Source organism: Stenotrophomonas sp. G106K1 (genome assembly GCF_037969685.1).
GTDB lineage: Bacteria > Pseudomonadota > Gammaproteobacteria > Xanthomonadales > Xanthomonadaceae > Stenotrophomonas > Stenotrophomonas lactitubi.
The window spans coordinates 35486-55213 of record NZ_JBBPFR010000019.1 but is presented as its reverse complement, the minus strand read 5'-3'; the positions used below and the strand labels follow the sequence as shown (position 1 = coordinate 55213).

The window sequence follows — 19728 nt, the reverse complement described above, 5'->3', positions numbered from 1 at the left end:
CTTTACGGGTTGGACACGGGCTCAAAGGTCTCGGTCAGACCAGCCCGCGCGGTGATCTGAGCGACTACGGCGGTATGTCCGGCATCGTCCTCCAGGGTCGCCAGCTGGGTTTCCAGCAGCTCGAAGCTGGTCACCCCCAGCGGCAGCGACTTCTCTTTGAACGTCAGGGCGCGGATCAGGTCGTGGCGCGCGCGATGAACGAGCAGCCTGGGATTCGCTTCATCGCTGCCACGCGGAACTTCGAACTCGATGGTGATGGCCGCATCGGAGCTGGACTGGGCCACACCGCCGCCACTGCGCGAAAGCTGGCGGACAGAGATGATCGTTGCCGGCTCGGTGCTGTCCTCGCTGATCTCGGTTTCATCGATGATCACGGCGCCCGCACCGATGTCGGTGCGGAAGCCACTGCTGCGCGAGATCAGCCGGACGCGAGCAGCCAGGAACTCCACCAGCTGCCACGACAGCGGCTCTGCTAGGTCAGCCACGGGTCACCAGCCAACGGCTCTGCGAGCCGTCATCACTGATCTTCTTGCTGTTAACGAAGACCTCAATACCGAACGCGCTCGAAACCACCTCGAAGCGATCGCCCTGGTCAGGCGCTACATCCGAACGCAGGTACGCGATCTCCACACGCCCCGCCCTGAACTGGCGCAGTTCACCGATGGTCTCAACGTCACGCTCCACGTAGGCACGCACTCCCTCGGTGGCCGGACCATCCTTGGCCGTGTACCGACCTCGCGACGCCATGCCCGCCAGCGCGAAGGCGGCGTGCAAGGTGCCATCCAGATCACGGAGGAAATCGACCTCGCTCACCGGGCACCTCCCGCGCACAGCAGCGCGTACGCCTGCAGTGCCCTCACCTGGGCGTCGCACTGGGCGGCGGCGCCAATAGCTCGGCCCGCACTTTCGATTCGGTCGTCGGCTCGACCATCAGGCTGGCTGGCGGCAGCGGCGGCTGCGGACAGCTCTGCGGTGGCGACGGACGCTTGCCAACGCTGGTGCAGGCGCTGGTTGCCAGCGCGCAGATCAGCGATGAGGCGATCAGATGCTTTCTGTGCATCGTCCTTTTCCTTTTCGTACTTGGAGGCGAGGGTGTTCGCGGCGGCGGCGCTGCCCCGCTCGGCCTTCAGGGTTTCGGTCGCGGCATCGGCCTCAGCGCGGGCTGCGTCACGCTCGCGCTCCATGGCGTCCCGGCTCGACGCGGCCTGGTCGGCCGCACGGTGGGCGTTGGACACCGAGGCGCGCTGCCAGACGACGACGCCCAGCAGCAGCAGAATGGCGACGACGAGGGTACGGATCATGCGGATACCACCGGGTCTTCGGGAGGGATCACAGCGCCAACCCCGCGCATTGCCGCCTCCAGCGACATGATGCGAAGGCGCAGTCTGTGGGCTTCTTCCTGTGCGGTCATGCGAAGCTTGATCTCCTCTGTCAGCTTCAAAGTCGTTGCGGCCTGCGACTCTTCCAGCGACTTGACGCGCTGGATGAGCCCATTGAGCAGATCGACATTGGCGTCGGTTTCGGTGCGGTCCTTACGCCTCGCCAGCAAAGCCGTCCACGCTTCACGGAACAACCAAAGCGCGACGACGCTTCCGGCCGCCCACCAGGGCGCTTGTGCGGTGACGCCGCCACCGACCATCAGCGCAGCGCCTCAGCGACACCGGCAGCGATCACGTCAGCGCTCCAGTACAGGCCGCCGTTTTCGTGCCTGGCGATGGCGGTTGCGAGCCGGCCCAGCGTGACCGGGTTGTCCAAGCGGATGACCTCGGAAGGCGAAACGCCGACCGCCGTCGCAACCTGCTGGACATAGGCACCTGTGTTGTTCTCGATCGGAGGCGCCCACCGGCCGATGATCTCCTTCACCGTGCGCAGGCCGTGCTTGCGCTGATAGGTGAGCAGAGTCTTCGCCAACGCGCGGAAGCCGGCCTGCGGGGTCAGGAATACGCAGAAGCGACCCTCGCGAGCGAGCGCGCCAACCGAGCGATCTTCGCCCTGCCAGATGACCGAAGTACGGTCGATGTTGCCCGGATTGTTGTTGCGTACGCCGCGCGGTGCGTTCGTGGTGCTCATGAGTTCCCCCTTGACCCTCAAGAAGAACCGGCACCGCCCACGCCATCCCGGCGAATGTGGGCGGTGCCGGCCTGTACGGTTACGCGCCGGCTGCAGCTACACCCGGCGTCAGGCGGACGAACACCGTCGGCGCGCCGGCGGCAGCTGCATACACCGCAAAGCCGATACCCGCGACCTGACCGGCACCAGCAGAGGCGACGATGGCCTGCTTGTTGTCCGGGTCCCAGTTGACCTGCGTACCGACGGCGAAGACGGCCGCTGGCAGCTTCGGAACTGCGAACACGCCCTCGACGTGGGCGGCAATGATCTCGCCAGCCTTACCGTCCGTGACTGCGACACCGACCAGCTTGCCCTCGACCACCAGTTCGCCACTCTTGGTATCGGCGACGAGGGTCACATCGAGCACGCGGCCGTCCTGATGTGCGTTTTTCATGAATATTCTCCGGATGCGTGAAGGGTTCACGGAGCGGCGGCCGAAGCCTCCACTCCTGAGGGGCGGACTTAGGCGGGGTTGCCCGGGTTCTTGTAGATGCCGCGGTAGTCGGCAATGGCCGGCGCGGCATCCAGGCGGACCTTCCAGGCCACGCCATCCACGGTGAAGCCCTGATGCTGTTCCAGGTACGGTGTCTGGTTGCCGTCCAGGTAGCCCACCACGATGCCGTCCACGTAGGCCGGATTGGAGATGCCGTACCAGGCCTTCGCATCCTTGGCGTCCAGGCGGCCGTCATCCCATACTTCGAAGGTCTCGCGCACGATGTTGGGATCGTTGCTGCCCACGCCCGCCCCCACCGCGTACTGCGCGGTGCGAACCGTCTTGGCAAGGCCGCTCAGGGCCACCGGCGTCAACAGGCCACGCATCGGCACCTGGATCAGGTTGCCGTCGGCATCCTTCTGCAGACGCATCGCGGCTTGCATCGCACTGACACTGGCGGTGCTGATCAGCGCAGCCGGCAGCAGGTTGTTGTGGTCGGCGTGGAACAGGCGCTTGTTGTCGGCCAGCACCGGGTTGCTGTTGATCAGGTCGAACACGGCCTTGGCGAGGGTGCGGCGCGCAGCCTGGCCCATCTTGCGCGGCACGTCACCGAACACGCCCAGGTCGTCGTTGATGATGGCCTGGCGAGTGATGGTGAAGAGCTTGCCGTAAGTCACGATCTTCATGGCCTGCGACTGCTCGGAGAACGTGCCTTGCTTGTACTCGCCACCTTCGGGGACGATATCCAGATCGGAGAAGGCGCCAAGGCCTACCAGGTTGGTCGGCTTGAAGTCGGACACATTGACCGCGCGGGTGTACTGGTCGAAGGTCTCCTCCACTTCCTGATAGCCCTGCAGCAGGGCCCGGCGCGAAGCGTCGCCCAGCAGCTGCGGAAAATCCGAACTACTGTGGGTGAAGGCCATGCCCACCACTTCCAGCCGCTCCATGCCACGGGTGTCGACGCCGGCCTGCTGCACGCAGGCGCGGGCGATCTCGGTCATGGACATGCCACGGAAGGGATTGCCATCAGTTGCCTGCGCCAAGCCGGCGCGAGCTTGGATGGCGTTGGACATAGCCGCATGGGTCAGATCACGCTGATCGGTGCCGGCGGTGATTGCTGCACCGCCATTCAGCGGCGCGGAGTTGCTGCCCAGCAGTGCGAGGATCTGGCGACCGACCGCATCGGCGGTGACGGTGGAGTCCACCTGAGCCATCACGCTGTCCACATACTCGCGAACCTGCGGGTTGCCCATGTGGGGCAACGCGATTGCCTGGATCTGCGTGTTTCGCTCGCGCAGCGCACCGAAAGCGGCCTGGACCGGATCACCCGAGCTCGGTGCGGGCGCAGGAGCCGCAGCGGCGACTGGGGTAGCGGGCACGGCGGCGGTAGCGGATGCCGGGCTCTGGCGACCGGCGTTCGCGAGGATGGTGCGGTACTGCTTCTTCATGGTTGGATCCTCGATATGGCCGATCACGGCCGACTGGCTGACCTCGGGGAGCGAGGTGAATACTTGCGGGGAGAGGTTGGCGACGATGTGCCGACGCAACTGGGCCGACACTGGCGCGCCAGCACCTTCGATCGACTGCAGATAGCCGCTGATGGCCACGGCCGATGCCGACGACCACATGGCAGTTGCACCAGGGTCGACATCGACCACCAGGTCGGCCAACCCGGCGTCAACCGCCTGCGGACCAGAGAACCAGTGGTCCGCATCGTCGGTGAGCAGGCGCTCCATCTCCTCGCGGCGACCGGAACGGGCGGCATAGGCTTCCAGCATCGCTGCGGCATGTGCGTCCAATGCCTCGGCGTTCTGGCGGAACGCGGTAGCACTGCCTGCAGCGACCGTGCGGGGTGCGTGAACCATCACCAGCGAACTGGCGTAGACGCGCCGCTCATCGCCAGCCTGCAGGATCAGTGAGGCGATGGACGCCGCTTGGCCCTCAACCGTGATGATCTTGCGCGCCGGGTGAGCCTGCAGTGCGTTGTGAATGGCCATGCCATCGGCTACGACACCGCCAACGCTGTTCAGTCGCACGTGGATCGTGCTCGCAGTGATCTGGCCGATGCGCTCCACCAGGTCAGCGGCGGAAACGGATTCTTCGAACAGATAGCCGCCGATAGCGCCGTAGATCATCACATCAGCGCTGTCGGCCTCCGCCCGAACCTGGTACAGCGCGGGGCCGAGGTCGGCATCCTGCGCCGCGTCGGCGCGGATGGTGTGTTTGATTGCGCTGGCCAACAGGCATGCACGCATGTCATTCGCTCCTGGAAAGATCGCGCGTCAGCTGGCCCACGACCTGGGCACGGGCTTCTGCACTCGTGTTGGGCGCCAATGGCGCAAGGGATTGGGTCTGGTCCTGCCAGTCCTGGCGCTGGCGCAGTACCTCAGCCGGGTTGTTGCCGTACTGCAGGGTGTTCTGTTGCGGCGACACCCACCCCCGGTCTTCGGCTTCGCCGCGGGCATAGGCCTCCTTCAACGGATCGATCCACGGCATCACCGGGCGGACGTAGGTGGATGCGGCCAGGTCGCGAAGCGTCCAACCACGCGGCAGGCGCACACGGCCGGACAGCACGCAAGCCTCGACAAAGCGCATGCGCTGCGGGCGCACGCACAACGCAATGAAGCGCTCGGCCAGCATCAGGTAGCTGCCCCACTTCTCAACCAGCTCCTGCCGCTGTGCCGAATAGGTCCCGTTGTAATCAAGCGAGAGGCTGGAGTAGCTGACGCCGATGCCGCCGGCAGCAGCGCGCAGCTGCTCCTTGCGCCACGTTGCAGCGTTGGGGTTCGGGCGATCCGTCCCAAGGCTCTCAATCGACTCGCCCGGCAGCAGATCATCGAAGATTGCGCCCGGTGCCAGGCGCAGCTCGCGAACGGGCACACCGTCCTGCAAGATCGCCTGGCCGCCGAGGTCGGCGCCGTACTGCTCGCCGCTACCTTTCTTGATCTGGAACGTCATCGACGCCGCCACCTTGGCTGCGATGCGCTCGGATTCTTCGTAGTCCTTCACGTCTTCGAAGCGCGACATGGCGCTGGCAAACACGCTCAGGCCGCGCACCTGATGCAGGCGTTTCACCAAGGCGATGCAGTGCATGAACTCGGCCGAGACGCGCTTGGTCTCCAACCGGCTACCCATCGGGTCTCCCGGATGGTTTTTGTAGACGTGGAACGCGACGGGCCGCCCCCACGCATTTCGCTCTACACCCTGCAGAATGTTGCGGGCGGGGTCGTTGAAATCCAGAGGGACCAGGTCGGCCTCCAGCATTTCGAAGCTGTACGGAACCGGGGTTCCGTGCTCAAAGTACGGCACAGACCCGATCAGATCCTGGTAGAACGCGTCACCATCGCGGAACCAGCTCCGCGCCAGCAGCTGCTGACACATGCCGTAGTCATGCGACCGGGTGGCTTCGGGCGCATCCCACCACGCATCCCACAGGTCATCTAGCTGCAGAGCAAGTTCACGGTTGATCGGCTGCCCGGGAAGGCGCGGCGCAGACAGCACATCAATGCCAGACCCGACCGTGTTCTGCACCAGCACGTTCAATGCGTTATCGGCCAGATCCAGGTCGCGCTCAAGATGGCGCGCCTGATCGCGGAGTTGGCGAGCATCCATACCGGCGATGGTGTTGCCGCTGCCCCAATCCCGCGCGAGTTTGCGATTGCGCGAGGGCCGAGTGACTTCATGGGCGCGCGCCAGGACTGGCACCATCTGTGCGCGCGCGATGTGGATGGCGCGGTCGGCACCGAGCGCTGCGTTCAGGCGTGCCTTGGCGATCTGCGCCGAAGACATCAGGTCACTCCGCCGAAATCGGCATTGGCCCAGCGTGCGCGCCGCCCGGCGCCTGCCTCGGCCCGCAGCACTGCGCCTTGCCATTCCTTCCGACCGTTGCGGATCTCGGCAAGATCTGCGCGCGAAAGCTGGCGATCCCCGAGGCGAACGGTCTGGCCCGAAAGCACGGCGACCTCCGCGTCGATGTAGAAATCCAGCATTTCCTGAGCAGTCTTCATGACTACATAGGCTAGGCTCGCAGCTGTCTCAACTCTAGGCAAAAGCTGAGACACACCACGCGCTAAAGCACTGAAAACTATGGGCAGTAAAACTAATTTGCCTCAATCTTTGGCAAACGCTGAGACAAGCCGTCTTTGGCGGCCTTTCGCACCCCTCCGGGGAACAGTCGATGCAGCGTCGCACGCGAGATATCAAACGTCGACATCACTTGTTTCACGGGAATCCCACTCTCGAGTGCACGCTTTATCTCCTCGACCGGATAGGCCTTCGACTCCGCAGGGAAGTACGGGCGCTCACCGGCAAAACACTGCATCACCGATTCGACAAATGGCAGCGCCATGCGTTCGCTGATTCCGATGTCGGCCTGCATGGCGGCCAAGATCCTCTCTCGCAGTTCTTCTGCTGACTCGGTACGCTTCGCCATCAGAGCGCCCACCCATCGCGGGCCAACCCGCTGCTACGCGGCTTGGCCTGAGGAGTTCCACGCGAAACACTTGCAACCTGTGCAGGAGCTGGCACGGCTTCTGTTTCACGGGAATCCGAACTGCTGACCGTCAGCAACGTCCGGGCCTCCATGACATCCCAGTCGGATCGGGCATAGCGATGCAGCCGCACTTCCGGATGATGGGTTGCTGCGTAGGCGTAAACCCAGGTGTCGAGCGGCTCATTGCGCGCCACCCGCTTCTCAAAGCGATTCTTCACTGGGTTGTGAACCTCAGACACCAGACCAGGGAAGTACTCATCCGGAAGCTGGTCGCTAAAGTGCACCAGGCGTGACTCGACAGCCCGCTCAGCATCGGCCGAGAGACGGCTGTAGAGATAGAACTTCGCTGCAACCGTACCGACATGGTGGATAGTGATGCCCCGCTTGTCCGTCCGTCCGTTCCACGTCACATCAACCAGCTTGCCCTTGGATAGCACCGGAGCGTTGTTGGGCACCGCTCCAAAGATGCACATCGGCCGTGTGATACGGCGCTGCCGAACGTAGTTTTTTACCGCCTCGGTGCGGTGACCACCGGCATCGATAGCCACCGCCAATGGACGAAGCAACGCGCCATCTTCGCGCTCAATGGCACGGTTGAGCAGATCGGTCAGAGCTACCCATACCGCCTCTTCGGCCGGATCGCCCTGCAATTCCACGTAGTCCAATGTCCAGGCGGTCATTCCGCGCCCCCAGCCCACGATGTGAACCGCGAGGCGATTGTCCTGCGTGTCGACACCCACGGTGATCGCCAACACACCCCGAGGCGCCAGACGTAGTGCATAAGGCTCCGCCCGATCCTTGATGACGTTGTGCTTTACGGCCCGCATCGACGGGTCTTCCCACGTCTCGGCCAAGCGATCGTTGACGAAGGTCTTGAGCGAGGCAGGGTCGCCCTGGGCTTCCAACCATTCCTTCGCCAGATCCAGCCAGCGCGGGCCCAGCCCGAACTGGTAGTAGAGACAGTTGATGGTGTAGCCGCGAATGGGGGAATCCGGGTTCGCCGCCACCCAGCGCCCCCTCGCAATCATCTCTGTCTTGAAATGCTCTTCGATCGCGACCCCGCAGTCACAGCAGGCGTACCACGCCCGGCTCTTGTCGGGCGACCACACCAGGCCGCTCCACTGCAGCGCCTGGTAGTGCCCACAATGAGGGCAAGGCACATGGAACCGGCGCTGGTCGCTCTTCTCATACAGCTTTGCGATGCGGCTCAAACCCGCGATGCCCGGCGTACTGATGTACTGCCGCTTATAGGTTGTCGGGAACGAGGAAGTGCGGCCATCGAGCATCTTCACCGGGTCGTCGCCGGTGGACAGCTGCTGCGGCGCCTCATCGATCTCATCCACCTGCAGGTACTTCACGGTCGAAGACTTCAAACGCTGCGGACTGCCCATATGCTCCACAAAGAGCTGGCCACCGGCGAAGTCCTTGAAGGTGCGCTGGTTAGCACTGTCGCGGCTGGCGGTGCTGGTCAGCGCCTTCTTCACCGCGGCGCAGACCTCGATCATCGGGTTGAGCTTCTGGGCAATCCACTTGTTCATGGACACTTCGCCAGGCAGCGCATACATCATCGGCCCGGGTGCATAGTCCATCCAGTAGGCCATGGCGTTCGTCGCCAACTGACTCTTGCCGAACTGGATGGGGAACATGCAGACCTGGTCATGCACCGGGCTGCGAGCAGACATGTTGTCCATGGGCTCGCGCAGCGGCGGATTGCGGTCGGTCACCCACCGACCCGGTTTGCTGCCGCTTTTGCTGGAGAGCCGCATGTTTTCATCGCACCATTGCGAGACACTCAGCGGTCGCCGGGGTTGCAGCGAGCGCGCCAGCACCGATGCCATTCCCTGCGCCGCCATCATGACGATGCACCCTCAGCGGCCTTGGCAGCCAAGGTTCGGAAGCCCTGGCTGAGCTCCTCCAGCGCGTGGCTCACCTCATCCCACACCAGACGCCGGCACTCCGCCTCATCCGCCGTTGCTGCCAGCTGCGGGGCCATGACATCGGCGAGACGCTCCATGGCTCCCCGAAAGGTCGTTGCATGTTCGGCCAGGAATGCCTCCACATCGGCGCGGGGCAGCAGCAAGCCGAGCTCTTTCTGTAACGTGATGTGCGCCATCTGCGCGTCGGTCTCAGCTTTGTCTGCCAGCGCCTTGGCCTTGCGCGCCGAATCAGGCGTCATCGGTCGACCAGTGCGGCCAAGCCGCGGCGCGTCTTCGTCCTCATCGTCACTGTCGGCATCCGTGTCGTCGTCTGCCTCCTGATCGACGCCGGCAACGCCCTCCCCCGCAAGCGCAGAGCCGCGTGCCTCTGCGTGTCGCTGAGCAACGCCAGCGTAGGCGGGATCGGCAGTTTGAGCGTAGAGCGCCAGGGAGGCGGCTTTCAGGAATCCCTTGCCACCTTCGCCAACGACCACCCTTCCCTTCTTCCTCAGTTCAACCACGTAGGACGGCCTGCAGCCAATCACCTCAGCCAGCTCTTTTCCCGTGATCGTCACATCCGTCTCAGTCATTGCTGCCCCCTACCCCATTTCCTTTGAAGACCGTTGAAGCGATGAAAATCGCGCGCGCGAGCGTGTGCGGGACGTGCGGCGGGCTGTGCGGGCGCCTGAATTCATGTATCGATTGCGGCAGTAGGCCTGTGCGGGGTGTGCGGGATGTGCGGGCACCCTTACGTGCGCGCGGCATCGGAGAAGCGGTATCAATTCCAACTCCATGCACGCACGCGCCCGCCCATGTAGGCCGATGCCCGCACGTCCCGCACAAGCCTTGTGCCGCAATGGTTTGGCACTCATTTCGATGCCGCACAAATGACCGCACGGCCCGCACATCCCGCACAATCGAGGCCAACGGCATCACGCACGCCCCTTGTAATCGGAGTACATGTTTCGGAACCGGAGGACCTGCTCACCCAGCCAGATGGCCTCGGACTTGTCTGCGGGTGTATTGCAGTCACCCAGCATCAGGAACCCATGTGGGCCGTTGGTGGTCTGCTCGATCTGATATCGCTTGCGCGCCCGGTCCGGATGCACGATGCCGCGCTTGCGCACCAGGGCGTTTATGAACTTTGGTGACGGCGCGGGTCGTGGCAGGCCCTCTCGGGCGCACCAGTGTTTGTAGACCTCGTACCATTCCTTTGAGAGCGCAGGCATCGGCCGCAGGCCAGGGATGTCGGCACCATAGAGCTCATCCAAGAAGCGCTGCGGGCTGTCCTGACTCAGGCCGATCAACTCCTCCTTCGCCTGCGTCATGGGCGGATTGGTTCCGTTCGTGAAACCGGCCAGATCAACCTGCAGCAGGTAGTGGTGCAGCGCCGCTGTCGCCCCGTTGCGAATGTCCTTCAGCACCTCGGTGTAAAACTCGCCACTTAGCTTGTCAGGCGTCCAGATCACAGCATGCCGGCGGTCATCCTCTTCCAAAACCACAGGCATGGCCTCGTTGGACAGGAACACCAGGTTGGCGTGATTGTCTTCCTCATACGCCTGGATGTTCTTCGGGTTGATGCGGATGCGATCGCCCGTGATCAGCGCCTTGAGCTTGTTCTTGAGGTGATACACCTCGGTGCGCGCCACGACCTCATCGGCCAGCAAGAACAGCTTGCGGCTCGCCCAGTCGTTGAACTTGTCTTCCAGCGCCGCCTGGTCCAAAACGCGGCCATAGTCCCCGTAGAGCTTCATGTACTCATCGAAGAACAGGTTCTTACCGGTGCCCTGCGGACCATGGATGACGATGGTCGATTTCATCTTGGCGCCAGGGTGCTGCAGGGGATAGGCCAGCCACTTGACCACCCAGTCATAGAGCGCTTTCTGGTTGGCTTCGTTGCCGCACATGTGCCAGAGCAGCTGCAGCAGCCTGTCGCAGTTCCCCTCCTTGGGCACCGTGGGCCATCCCGCAAACAAGTTGCAGGTCACGCCTGGCTTCTCTCCAGATGGGTCAAAATCAACCTCGCGCACGCGAACGATGGATCGGTTGGAATGCTCCATCCATGCACGGTGCAGCTCCTTCCGCGCACAGGCGTCGCGCATGTCGCCGAGCGCGACCAACATGTGCTCCTTGTGGTCAAAGACCGTGCCGCCCTGCCCGTAGACCAGAGCGAAGCGCTCCAACAGTTCGTCCAGCGAGTGGATGGGCGCCAGCCGCTCAGACCCCGCGCCCCCGGTGCCGCTGGTGAAAGCCGCGCGTTTCTCGGCGGGTACTCGCCAGGACAGCTCCGTGAGGCGGGCCTCGACCTGCCCGCGCGCCGCGTGTAGCCCTTCGAGCACGTGGAGATCGTTGAAGTCGCTGATCTTGCGACCTGTCTCCAGGAATCGCTGTCTGCGGTCAGGTTCATCCGCGAAGACCGGCAGCAACACCGCGCCGCCGACCTCAAGTGCTGCCGCTTCGGCGCCGAGCAAACCGGCGTTGGACGCGCCATGCGGTTGCGCGCACGACGGACAGAACTGCGGGTGATCGGCCAGAATAAGGCGCGTACGGCAATGCCTGCATTTCTGCAGAACGTCATCGTCAGCACAGGCCAGCACCTTGATGCCGCGGTAGCGCTTCGCCAGGGCCGCAGCCACAGGCAGCAGGTTGCCCGCATCGAAGGCCACGGCAACAGGGTAGCCAGTCGCCATGTGTAGCGTTGCTGCAGTGGCATAGCCCTCAGCCACCAGGAGAATCCACTGAGGCGTGCCGCCAATCAGGTGGAAGTGGCCCTTCTTGACCATGCCGGCCGGCCAGTACTCTTTGGCGGGCTTACCTGTTGCAGCGGCCTGCTTTGAGCTGCGCAACACCTGCAGCCCATGCACTTGGCTGTTCACGTCCAGCAGAGGCACCAGTGCAACCCCGGTCTTGCCAAAGCGTAGTCCAAACCCCTGCACGCCCTTGGCAGCCAGGTAGTCGGCGTCGCCAACTGGGAGTGCTTTTGACCAGGCCACCGACGCGCGATCCGCTGCGCGCTTGGCTTGGGTTTGGCGGGCGAGTTCAGCGCGTCGGCGATCCTCGCTCAGGCGGCGTCGCAACGCCTCGCGCTGCTCTTCAGTGAAGGACTTTTCCCGCTTTCGCAGCTCGACCTTTGTCGCGCCGTTCTCGTTGCCGTGCCACACGCCATAGGTGCCAACTACCAGCACCTCGCCTGTGGCCGTATTGAGCTCGTGCAGGACATACCAGCCACGCCGCTCCCGCGAACCCTCAACCCGGCAGCGCACCATGCGCCCGTCGGTGGTCAGGTCAGTGACCAACAGGCCGGCGGCCTGAAGCTGGCCCAGCACATCATCGTAATTCACAGACATTCAGTAACTTCCTGAGCCGCTATCTACACAGGAATTGCGCGTCCGATTACCCGCGTCCGTCAGATCCAGGGAGGACCCAAACCCGGAAACGAGAACCCCTCGCATTGCTGAGGTCGATTCAGTCGCGTGACTGACATGCAGCCCTTGATGACCTACCCGGGGGGACGGGGTCAGGACGCTGGTTCGTTGATGCATCGGGATTCCCCAAAGGCAGGCAGTGCTGCCGGTTGTCATGTCGTGCTTGTTCGAGCCGGATGCGCTCAAGCTCTGCGATCGCGTCGTCACCAGTGAGTCCAGGCTCATCCCCGTAAAGCAGGCGTTCCGCCTCTGCAATCGCGCGCAAGCCGAGCGGGCCGGCGATCCGCCTACACCGTGGTGCCCGGGGCGCCCGGTAGATGGCCACCTCACTCTTCCTGCGCCCTACTGTGTACAGCTCGATCCAGTTCACGCCGCAGTCCAATGACAGCCGCGATCACGTCATCGCCTGCCGCATCTACCTGCCGCTTGTGGGGCAGGTCGTCAGGACCGAATCGGCCATCTGCCAGAGCAGGCGCAAGGGCTTGAAGGAGGTTGCCGTACTCGCCGACCAGCTTTGCCACGCTAGCCAGCTCATATCCGGCCGAACCGGGGATGGGAACAGCGAGCATGCCGCGCCTGCGCGCCAGATCACGCTCGCAGTCGGATCGATAGGGCATTGGTAGGCTCAGCACCCACGCGTCTTCCAAGTCAGCAGGCAGAGCCTTGACCGTGCCGTCCATGTAGCGCCGCAGGATCTGAGCGTTGTTCTCCATCGCCCGGATCAAATCAGCGCCCTCGCCGGTCCTCAACTTGACCTGGCGCACGTCCGCAGCAGTCATCGCGAGATACCCGTACCGCCCTTGTGGGGGCCAACTCATGACGAAGCCGCGCTATCCGCACCCGGGCTGCGCGGCCTGGTCGCAAGTGTATGGGGAGGCGGCCGCCTGGTCCTCGGCGTCCGCGTGGAACGTCAATTTCAACAACGGCAACGTCAACAACAACCACCGCAACAACAACGGGTTCGCGTTGGCCGTGCGTCGTGCCGGTGAGTTTCAGGGAGAGGTTAGCCTGCAGGAGTTGCACCAGGCATGGCGGCGTGCGCGCCGCCAGAAGGTTCCGAGTTTCAACCAGTTGCGCTTCGACCACCGCTGGGCCGATGGCCTGCTGCAGCTGCAGCGCGAACTGCTGGCCGGCAGCTGGGCACCCCGTCCGTCCACATGCTTCGTGGCCACCCGGCCCAAGGCGCGAGAGATCCACGCACCGGACTTCGCCGACCGCGTGGTGCATCACTGGCTCGTGCCGCAGCTGGAAGCCCTGTGGGAACCGACATTCATCCACGACAACTACGCCAACCGCAAAGGCCGCGGCAGCCATGCGGCTGTCCGGCGCGCCCAGCAGTTCGTGCGCCAAGTGCACAGCGGCCAAGGTGGCGGCTGGTATCTGCAGCTGGACGTGGCCAACTTCTTCAACAGCATCCACCGCCCCACCCTGTGGCGGATGCTGCGGGCTCGGCTGCAGCGCCAGAGCGCGCCGAAGGTCGTTCAACAGGCCACCCATGCCCTCCTGCGGCGCTCCCCGCTGCATGCCGGCGTCCAGTATCGCGCCACGGCCGCCGAGCAGGCCCAGGTGCCGCCGCACAAGCGCCTTGCCAACGCCCCGCCCGGACGTGGCCTGCCGATCGGCAACTTGTCCAGCCAGTTCTTCGCCAACGTCTACCTGGACGCGCTGGACCAGTTTGCAAAGCACGTGCTCAAGGCCAAGCGCTACCTGCGCTACGTGGATGACTTCGTGCTGTTCCATCACGACCGCGAACAGCTGGCCGCATGGCGCAATCAGATCGAGGCGTTCCTGCAGGACCAGCTGGGCCTGCGGCTCAAGGCCGAGCAGAAGCTCTGCCGTCTGACTGACGGCCTGGACTTTCTCGGCTACGTGATCTACCCGACGCACACGCTGGCTCGGCGACGCGTGGTCGGGCATCTGCATACGGCCCTAGCCGAGTGGGAAGGAAGGCACGTCCAAGGCGATTTATTGCGCGGTGCGCCTTCCGATTTCCGCTGCTTGGCCAACCGTTTCGCGAGCTTTGCCGGCCACCTGCGGCACGCCAGTAGCCATCGCCTGGCTCATCGCCTGCACACCCGATTCCCCTGGCTGCGAACTGCGGCCCGTCCCCGCCGATTCAGCCACAAGGCAGAACGGCGGGTCCATTCGATCACGTGGCACCAGCACAAGGAGCAACAGGCATGACCACCGACAAGATCACCACCACCCTGACCCCTCCCGTCGTTGTCGATTTCGCCACTGAACACGAGTTCCCGAAGAAGCCCAGCGGTGAGCAACCCAAGGTTGAGCAGGTACGCGAGCAGATCGCTGCCTACGTCGACGGGTACGAGCTGGTGAAGCACACCCCTCCGGCACGCATCGTTCTGCAGGCAAGTGACCTGCGTTCCTGCGTCCGGCGAATCCTCGCGCGGATGCAGAAGCCGCACCGCGACCAAGCGAAGGCCGCATGGAAGGAGCGTCGCAAAGCCGGATCGAAGGAGACGTGGCGAGAGGCCAAGCCGGATCCGATCATCGCAGCCGAACTCACATGGCGCGGCATTCCCATCGAGGGCGCTGGCTACAGCCGCCACCGCGCGGTCGACAAGGCCTGATCCATGGCGAAGTCCGCGCAGCTGGACATTTTCGATGACGACCCCGGGCGCGAAGCACGCGCCTGGCGAATCTAAGCCGAAGAGGCGCTGCGGGCCTTCCAGTTCCCCGACTCGGTGCGCCTGGAGCGACACGCCTACTACGTGCGTAAGGCCGAGGAACTTGAGCGGCGGGCCGGCAAACCGGCTCCGTCGCCACCCACGCTTTCAACAGTGCGCCCAGGCGGGTGCATTCAACTTCCAAAGGACGAACGCTGATGACCAGCGAGAAGAACACAATCCCCGCCACCCAGGCGACCGTGAAGCACGGCGGATGCGTGCAGTTGGGGGATGGGCTGCTGCCCTGCCCGTTCTGCGGCGAACGTGCTGAACGCATCGACTTCGGTCCGGGATCCGGAGACAACGAGGGTGGGTCCTGCGTGGCGTGCACGGTCTGCCAGCACAGCGGCCCCGTTGAGTTTGGCTACAAGGAGAACTTCATCTCCAACTGGAACCGCCGCGCCCTCGCCGCCCAGCCCTCCCCGGGTGGTCAGGATGCGCTGGCACTCCCGGGTATCGTCCGCGAGGTTCTGGCTTGGTACGCCAGCAACCCAACCATATGGGTTGCTTGGAACGAAAAGGGGTGGGCCGAGGAAGAGGCTGCCAAGGCGTCAGGCCACTACACCTGCATCGGCGATTACCGCGATGGGCACATGGAGTACGTGCCGAACGAGGTTCGGGCAGAACAGGCTCTGATCGCGCTGGACGAATGGTTGGCCGCCCTCGCCGCCCGCCAGCCGGTGGGGGAGCAGCACCCAGACGACCTGGCCGTGGACGCCTTCGCCGCAGCCATGAAGGCGAAGATGGCCGAAGCCCGCGCCAAGGGTCGCGGCGGTTGGGAAGATCCCGCGCAGTGCAGCGCCGACGACCTGTCGCGCATGCTCCGCGAGCATGTCGAGAAAGGCGACCCGCGCGACGTGGCCAACTTCTGCATGATGCTGCACCAGCGTGGCGAAGCTATCGCCGCCCGCCAGACGGTGGGGCAGGAGGCGGGGCGCATCCAAGGCGACATGGTGGACGGCGAGCTATCCGTAGCATCCGCGATAGCACGGGTGCTAGAGCTGTTCCCCTCTGCCGACCGATCCGCGCTTCGCACATTGGCTGCGTGCTTCACCCACCATTCCATCTATCGCTACGCAGCCCCACCCGCGCAGCAGCCCGCTCAGGTTTATCTGGATGGCTTGGATCGAGCACTCGGCGAGGCCATTGACCAGCGCGACCGTTACCACGAAGTGGCCGACGAGCTGGCCGACCACATCGCGCGCATCACAGGCGTGGATATCGGCGAGCACAGCAGCGCCAACTGCCCGTGGCAAAACGCCATCGAGGCGGCCGAGGCGTACCAGCCCGCGCAGGCCGTGGACCTAGGGCGTGACGACAGCGAGGCGCTGCTGCACATCAAGACTGCCCCCGAGCCTGTGTCTCAGCCAAGCGAGGAATGGGTTGAACAGTACGTCCAGTGGCACGACGAGGGCCGCCGGGTGATGCGGAGGGCTGATCGTGGCTAAGCGACGTATGAAAGAAGACGAGGTCTTCGACGTGCGGATCGGCGATCACTGGGCGAACTACGGCAACACCGGGACCACCGAACGCCGAATCGTGAAGGTCGATGACGTGAAGAAGTGGGGTCGGCATGCGCGTATCTACTACCGCGACTTTGGCGGTCATCACACCTATTGCTTGCGCAGCACGTTCCGCCGCTGGTGGAGGACCGCGTTCCTCGACTTTACCCTGGACTGGGAAGGACGGGAGACTGACGGCCGGACGCTGAAGGCGCCGAAGGTCGACAGCCAGGCGGTGTGCAATGGCTAAGTCCACTTCTTCGACCGTATCCGTGTGGTGCATGCGCGGCGGCAAGATCACCGAGGTCCCGGGGTGTCGGCTGGGAAAGGAGATGGTCACCCTCCCCGATGGGCAGCGATGGTCACGAAAGCGCGGCGGCACCGATGGCTACTATGAGAGCGAGATTCAGGCGGCACGGGCTTTCATGAAAGAACTGCCCGGCGTTCTGGACGTCTATCGGACTCGTCTCTCTGCCTATGAATCGCTTGAGGCGGACTGCAAGCGAGCGTTCGAAGCTCACCGAAGGGAGATGCACGCATTGAGCGCCGGCCTGCATGGTACGGCTATCGCTGACTCCATCTGGGGCAGCGTGAATGATGAGGCCGCCCATGGCTGACCAGCTGCTCATCGCTGCACCACGGGAAGGCAAAGGCGTCATCGACCAAGACCTGGCGTTCAAGATCGCCGACGGCATCGTGTCGCGGAGGCTGGTCAAGGGATGGTCGCGCCAAGCAATCCTAGCCAGCATCGAGGGAGGTCCCTCGCCATGCGGGCGTGCGTTTTACCTGATGCGCGGCGGCGTCATCGTCGTAGCACTCTTCCCTATGACCCAGCTGAGCGATATGAACGGTCGCGGGTACTGGTACTCAATCCGCGACATGTTTCCGCCGCTTCCTGCCCGCACTCACGCTGGTACTGAGGAACTGTGGCCGTTCCAGGTCGGCGACAAAGTCTGGGCCTGGTACAAGGAAGAGCCCAGGGCTGATTACGGCCAACCCGATCAGCCAGGAGACGGCACAAACTGGAGTCGATGCGTTCCGTTGTTCACCGTCAAGAGCGTGACGGGTCCACATCTCGAACCGGCAAAGTTCGCCGGTCGATCGCACTACCAGGTGCAGCTCAGGTATCGCGAAGGGCCGCCCGCCGGTCACTACGACGCGGGCTACCACGACGTTTGCCCGATCAAGGGGCGCCCCTGGCAGATGCGCGGCGACGGCGACTACCTGCAGCTGGTGCACCGTGCATCGCCTGCGGCAAAGTCGCGCCGTGGCCGGGCCGCACCGCCGCCGGCGTTGCCAGCGAGCGAGCGCCGTCCCTCTGTCGCCGCGCTTGGCCCGCCGCCCTCGCCGTCTCAAATGGATCTGTTCGCATGATCGGAGAGGTTCTTCAGTTCCAAGACCTTCAAGAGCTCTGCAGGCCTGGAGAGCGCCCGCGACTTTCCACAGTTGAGGCGTGGGCTCGGCAGTGCGGTATTCGCTACAAGTACGACGGCAAGGGCGGCATCTGGACCACCGAAGCCGCTATGAACGCTGCGCTCGGCCTGCAGCAGCCGTCCAACGATGCATATGGGAACGACGTGATCTGATGGCTCCCCGACCACGCAAACACAATCCTTCCATTCCGCCGCATATCGACCAGGCGAAGATTCCCAAGGGCGTGTACTGGGACGCAACAGGGCGCGGTCGCTGGTACATCCTTCAAACCGCAACAGGCATTGATGGCCCAACCAAGGCGCGCCGGACTGTCGCAGGTCCGGAAGCCAAACTGTCCGAGCTCCACAGCATTATGGAAACCGGGGAGAACACAGGCACCGTTGAGTGGGTATGCACTCAGTATCACGACAGCCCGAAGTTCAAAGGTCTCGCTGCCGGCACTCAGGCCGACTACGAAGCCTCGCGCAACGTGCTGGTGGACTATCCAACCAATCTTGGCGTTCCTTTCGGCAAGCTCCAAGTGGCCAAATTGCGCAACCACAACTTCCAGCGCCTGGTCGATCGGATCGAGTCGGCCGGCACGCCCACGAAGGCAAACAAGGTGCTCCGCTACTCGCGCCTAGTCTTCCGCTGGGCGTTGAACCGGGGCATCGTGAGCCACAACCCCGCCCAAGGCCTGGAGCAGGCAAAGGAGCGAAAGCGGCAGCGCCTGCCCACTGACGATGCCTACGTCAAGCTATTGAACTTCGCACGTGAGCGCGCGGCGCGAGTAGCCAGAACCGAAGGCTCCGTACCGCCGTATCTCTGGATGATCATGGAGCTCGGCTATCTGTGCCGCCTGCGCGGAATCGAGACGCTCACACTTACCGAAGCCCAAGGAAATCCAGAGGGCCTGCACACCAATCGCCGGAAGCGCAGCCGTGACAATCTGGTGCAGTGGACCCCGCGGCTTCGGAGTGCGTGGGACGCGGCGATCGTGCGTCGGGAAGCCATCATCAAGCGCCATGACCTACCGGTCCAGCTGCGCGCCGACCTTCGCTACCTGTTCCTTGCCGAGCACGGCGAGCCATTGCAGAAAACCAGCCTGGACAGCACCTGGCAGCGCTTCATCCAGCTGGCAATAAGCGCCGGAGTCATCACCGCCGCCGAGCGCTTTAGCCTGCACGACCTGAAACGGAAAGGCGGCACCGACACCGTCGGCAACCGTGGCGAGCGCCAGGATGCACTGGGAGTCACGGACGCCATGATGAAGGTCTATGACAAGAGCGTACCGAGGGTAAAGCCGTCCGGCTCAACTGATTAGGCTGCGCTACGGGGCCCACGACCAACTGGACCTGTAAATAGGGTCTGACATCCCTACCGGGTGCTTGGGCCAGTTCCGCTGCTCCCACATTATCTGCTTTGCACTGCCATCGGGCGGGTAGTGATACCAGGTACTCTCGTCGAGCTGAAGGTAAACGTCCGTGGTGACATAGGTGCTAAAACTGGGCTCCCGGAGCGATGCCAATTTCGCAGCCACGTTGGGGGCTCGCCCTACCCAAACTAGATCATTGTTCCGTCGGATCCCCGTTCTTGCTACAAAGATGTTGCCGGTATCTATCCCGACGCCGTGACGAAGCGTTATGTCATTCGCAGACAACGATGCATACCTCGCGAACTTGGGCCTCAGAACATAGTGGACTGCCCAATTGATCCTTAACGAAGCCTTCACCGCCCTCACGCACCTATCG

Annotated in this window: 22 protein-coding genes; 8 read left to right on the top strand and 14 right to left on the bottom strand. The window is 63.8% G+C overall.

Annotated elements, in window-relative coordinates:
* Positions 1-2 precede the first annotated feature (2 nt).
* The 14 genes from WKB25_RS15870 to WKB25_RS15805 all read right to left on the bottom strand — a co-directional run bounded on the left by WKB25_RS15870 (position 3) and on the right by WKB25_RS15805 (position 13154).
* Positions 3-485, bottom strand: coding sequence for a hypothetical protein (locus WKB25_RS15870; protein WP_049423654.1), 483 nt, complete (start codon positions 483-485; stop codon positions 3-5).
* Positions 478-813, bottom strand: coding sequence for a hypothetical protein (locus WKB25_RS15865; RefSeq protein ID WP_340571725.1), 336 nt, complete (start codon positions 811-813; stop codon positions 478-480). The genes WKB25_RS15870 and WKB25_RS15865 overlap by 8 nt, the downstream gene beginning before the upstream one ends.
* Complete coding sequence (locus WKB25_RS15860) at positions 810-1301, bottom strand: endopeptidase (RefSeq protein ID WP_340571723.1); 492 nt, start codon at positions 1299-1301, stop codon at positions 810-812. Before WKB25_RS15860 ends, WKB25_RS15865 begins: the two co-directional genes overlap by 4 nt.
* The gene (locus WKB25_RS15855; protein WP_340571722.1) at positions 1298-1639 is read right to left on the bottom strand and encodes a hypothetical protein; all 342 of its coding nucleotides are present in this window, start codon (positions 1637-1639) and stop codon (positions 1298-1300) included. The genes WKB25_RS15860 and WKB25_RS15855 overlap by 4 nt, the downstream gene beginning before the upstream one ends.
* Entirely contained in the window at positions 1639-2070 is a 432-nt protein-coding gene (locus tag WKB25_RS15850) for a structural protein P5 (RefSeq protein ID WP_340571721.1), read from the bottom strand. The genes WKB25_RS15855 and WKB25_RS15850 overlap by 1 nt, the downstream gene beginning before the upstream one ends.
* A gap of 79 nt (positions 2071-2149) precedes the next feature.
* Complete coding sequence (locus tag WKB25_RS15845; protein ID WP_340571720.1) at positions 2150-2503, bottom strand: capsid cement protein; 354 nt, start codon at positions 2501-2503, stop codon at positions 2150-2152.
* A gap of 68 nt (positions 2504-2571) precedes the next feature.
* On the bottom strand, positions 2572-4797 hold the full coding sequence (locus tag WKB25_RS15840; protein ID WP_340571719.1) for a ClpP-like prohead protease/major capsid protein fusion protein: 2226 nt from the start codon (positions 4795-4797) through the stop codon (positions 2572-2574).
* A gap of 1 nt (position 4798) precedes the next feature.
* Positions 4799-6331 (bottom strand): phage portal protein, encoded by a 1533-nt coding sequence (locus WKB25_RS15835; protein WP_340571718.1) that lies wholly within the window; start codon positions 6329-6331, stop codon positions 4799-4801.
* Positions 6331-6549 (bottom strand): DUF6148 family protein, encoded by a 219-nt coding sequence (locus tag WKB25_RS15830; RefSeq protein ID WP_340571717.1) that lies wholly within the window; start codon positions 6547-6549, stop codon positions 6331-6333. Before WKB25_RS15830 ends, WKB25_RS15835 begins: the two co-directional genes overlap by 1 nt.
* 92 nt (positions 6550-6641) lie before the next feature.
* Entirely contained in the window at positions 6642-6974 is a 333-nt protein-coding gene (locus WKB25_RS15825) for a helix-turn-helix domain-containing protein (RefSeq protein WP_340571716.1), read from the bottom strand.
* The gene (locus WKB25_RS15820; protein WP_340571714.1) at positions 6974-8890 is read right to left on the bottom strand and encodes a phage terminase large subunit family protein; all 1917 of its coding nucleotides are present in this window, start codon (positions 8888-8890) and stop codon (positions 6974-6976) included. The genes WKB25_RS15825 and WKB25_RS15820 overlap by 1 nt, the downstream gene beginning before the upstream one ends.
* On the bottom strand, positions 8887-9540 hold the full coding sequence (locus WKB25_RS15815) for a hypothetical protein (protein ID WP_340571713.1): 654 nt from the start codon (positions 9538-9540) through the stop codon (positions 8887-8889). The genes WKB25_RS15820 and WKB25_RS15815 overlap by 4 nt, the downstream gene beginning before the upstream one ends.
* A 342-nt stretch (positions 9541-9882) precedes the next feature.
* Positions 9883-12297 (bottom strand): DUF5906 domain-containing protein, encoded by a 2415-nt coding sequence (locus WKB25_RS15810; RefSeq protein WP_340571712.1) that lies wholly within the window; start codon positions 12295-12297, stop codon positions 9883-9885.
* A gap of 404 nt (positions 12298-12701) precedes the next feature.
* Entirely contained in the window at positions 12702-13154 is a 453-nt protein-coding gene (locus WKB25_RS15805; protein ID WP_340571711.1) for a hypothetical protein, read from the bottom strand.
* Between the two features lie 37 nt (positions 13155-13191).
* On the opposite strand from WKB25_RS15805, the gene WKB25_RS15800 reads away from it, so the two are divergent.
* From WKB25_RS15800 to WKB25_RS15765, 8 genes are all read left to right on the top strand, one after another.
* Positions 13192-14559, top strand: a complete 1368-nt coding sequence (locus WKB25_RS15800) for a reverse transcriptase domain-containing protein (RefSeq protein WP_340571710.1) — start codon at positions 13192-13194, stop codon at positions 14557-14559.
* A complete protein-coding gene (locus WKB25_RS15795) occupies positions 14556-14966 on the top strand; it encodes a hypothetical protein (RefSeq protein WP_340571709.1) in 411 nt (136 codons plus the stop codon). The genes WKB25_RS15800 and WKB25_RS15795 overlap by 4 nt, the downstream gene beginning before the upstream one ends.
* A gap of 254 nt (positions 14967-15220) precedes the next feature.
* A complete protein-coding gene (locus WKB25_RS15790) occupies positions 15221-16510 on the top strand; it encodes a hypothetical protein (RefSeq protein WP_340571708.1) in 1290 nt (429 codons plus the stop codon).
* 7 nt (positions 16511-16517) lie between these two features.
* Positions 16518-16814 carry a hypothetical protein gene (locus tag WKB25_RS15785; protein WP_340571707.1) on the top strand — a complete coding sequence of 99 codons (297 nt, stop codon included), beginning with the start codon at positions 16518-16520 and terminating at the stop codon, positions 16812-16814.
* Positions 16807-17181, top strand: a complete 375-nt coding sequence (locus WKB25_RS15780; protein ID WP_340571706.1) for a hypothetical protein — start codon at positions 16807-16809, stop codon at positions 17179-17181. Before WKB25_RS15785 ends, WKB25_RS15780 begins: the two co-directional genes overlap by 8 nt.
* Complete coding sequence (locus WKB25_RS15775) at positions 17174-17938, top strand: hypothetical protein (RefSeq protein WP_340571705.1); 765 nt, start codon at positions 17174-17176, stop codon at positions 17936-17938. The genes WKB25_RS15780 and WKB25_RS15775 overlap by 8 nt, the downstream gene beginning before the upstream one ends.
* Positions 17935-18150: a hypothetical protein gene (locus WKB25_RS15770; RefSeq protein ID WP_340571704.1), complete on the top strand. Its 216-nt coding sequence runs from the start codon at positions 17935-17937 to the stop codon at positions 18148-18150. Before WKB25_RS15775 ends, WKB25_RS15770 begins: the two co-directional genes overlap by 4 nt.
* On the top strand, positions 18150-19301 hold the full coding sequence (locus WKB25_RS15765; protein WP_340571703.1) for an integrase: 1152 nt from the start codon (positions 18150-18152) through the stop codon (positions 19299-19301). Before WKB25_RS15770 ends, WKB25_RS15765 begins: the two co-directional genes overlap by 1 nt.
* The last annotated feature ends 427 nt before the right edge of the window (positions 19302-19728 follow it).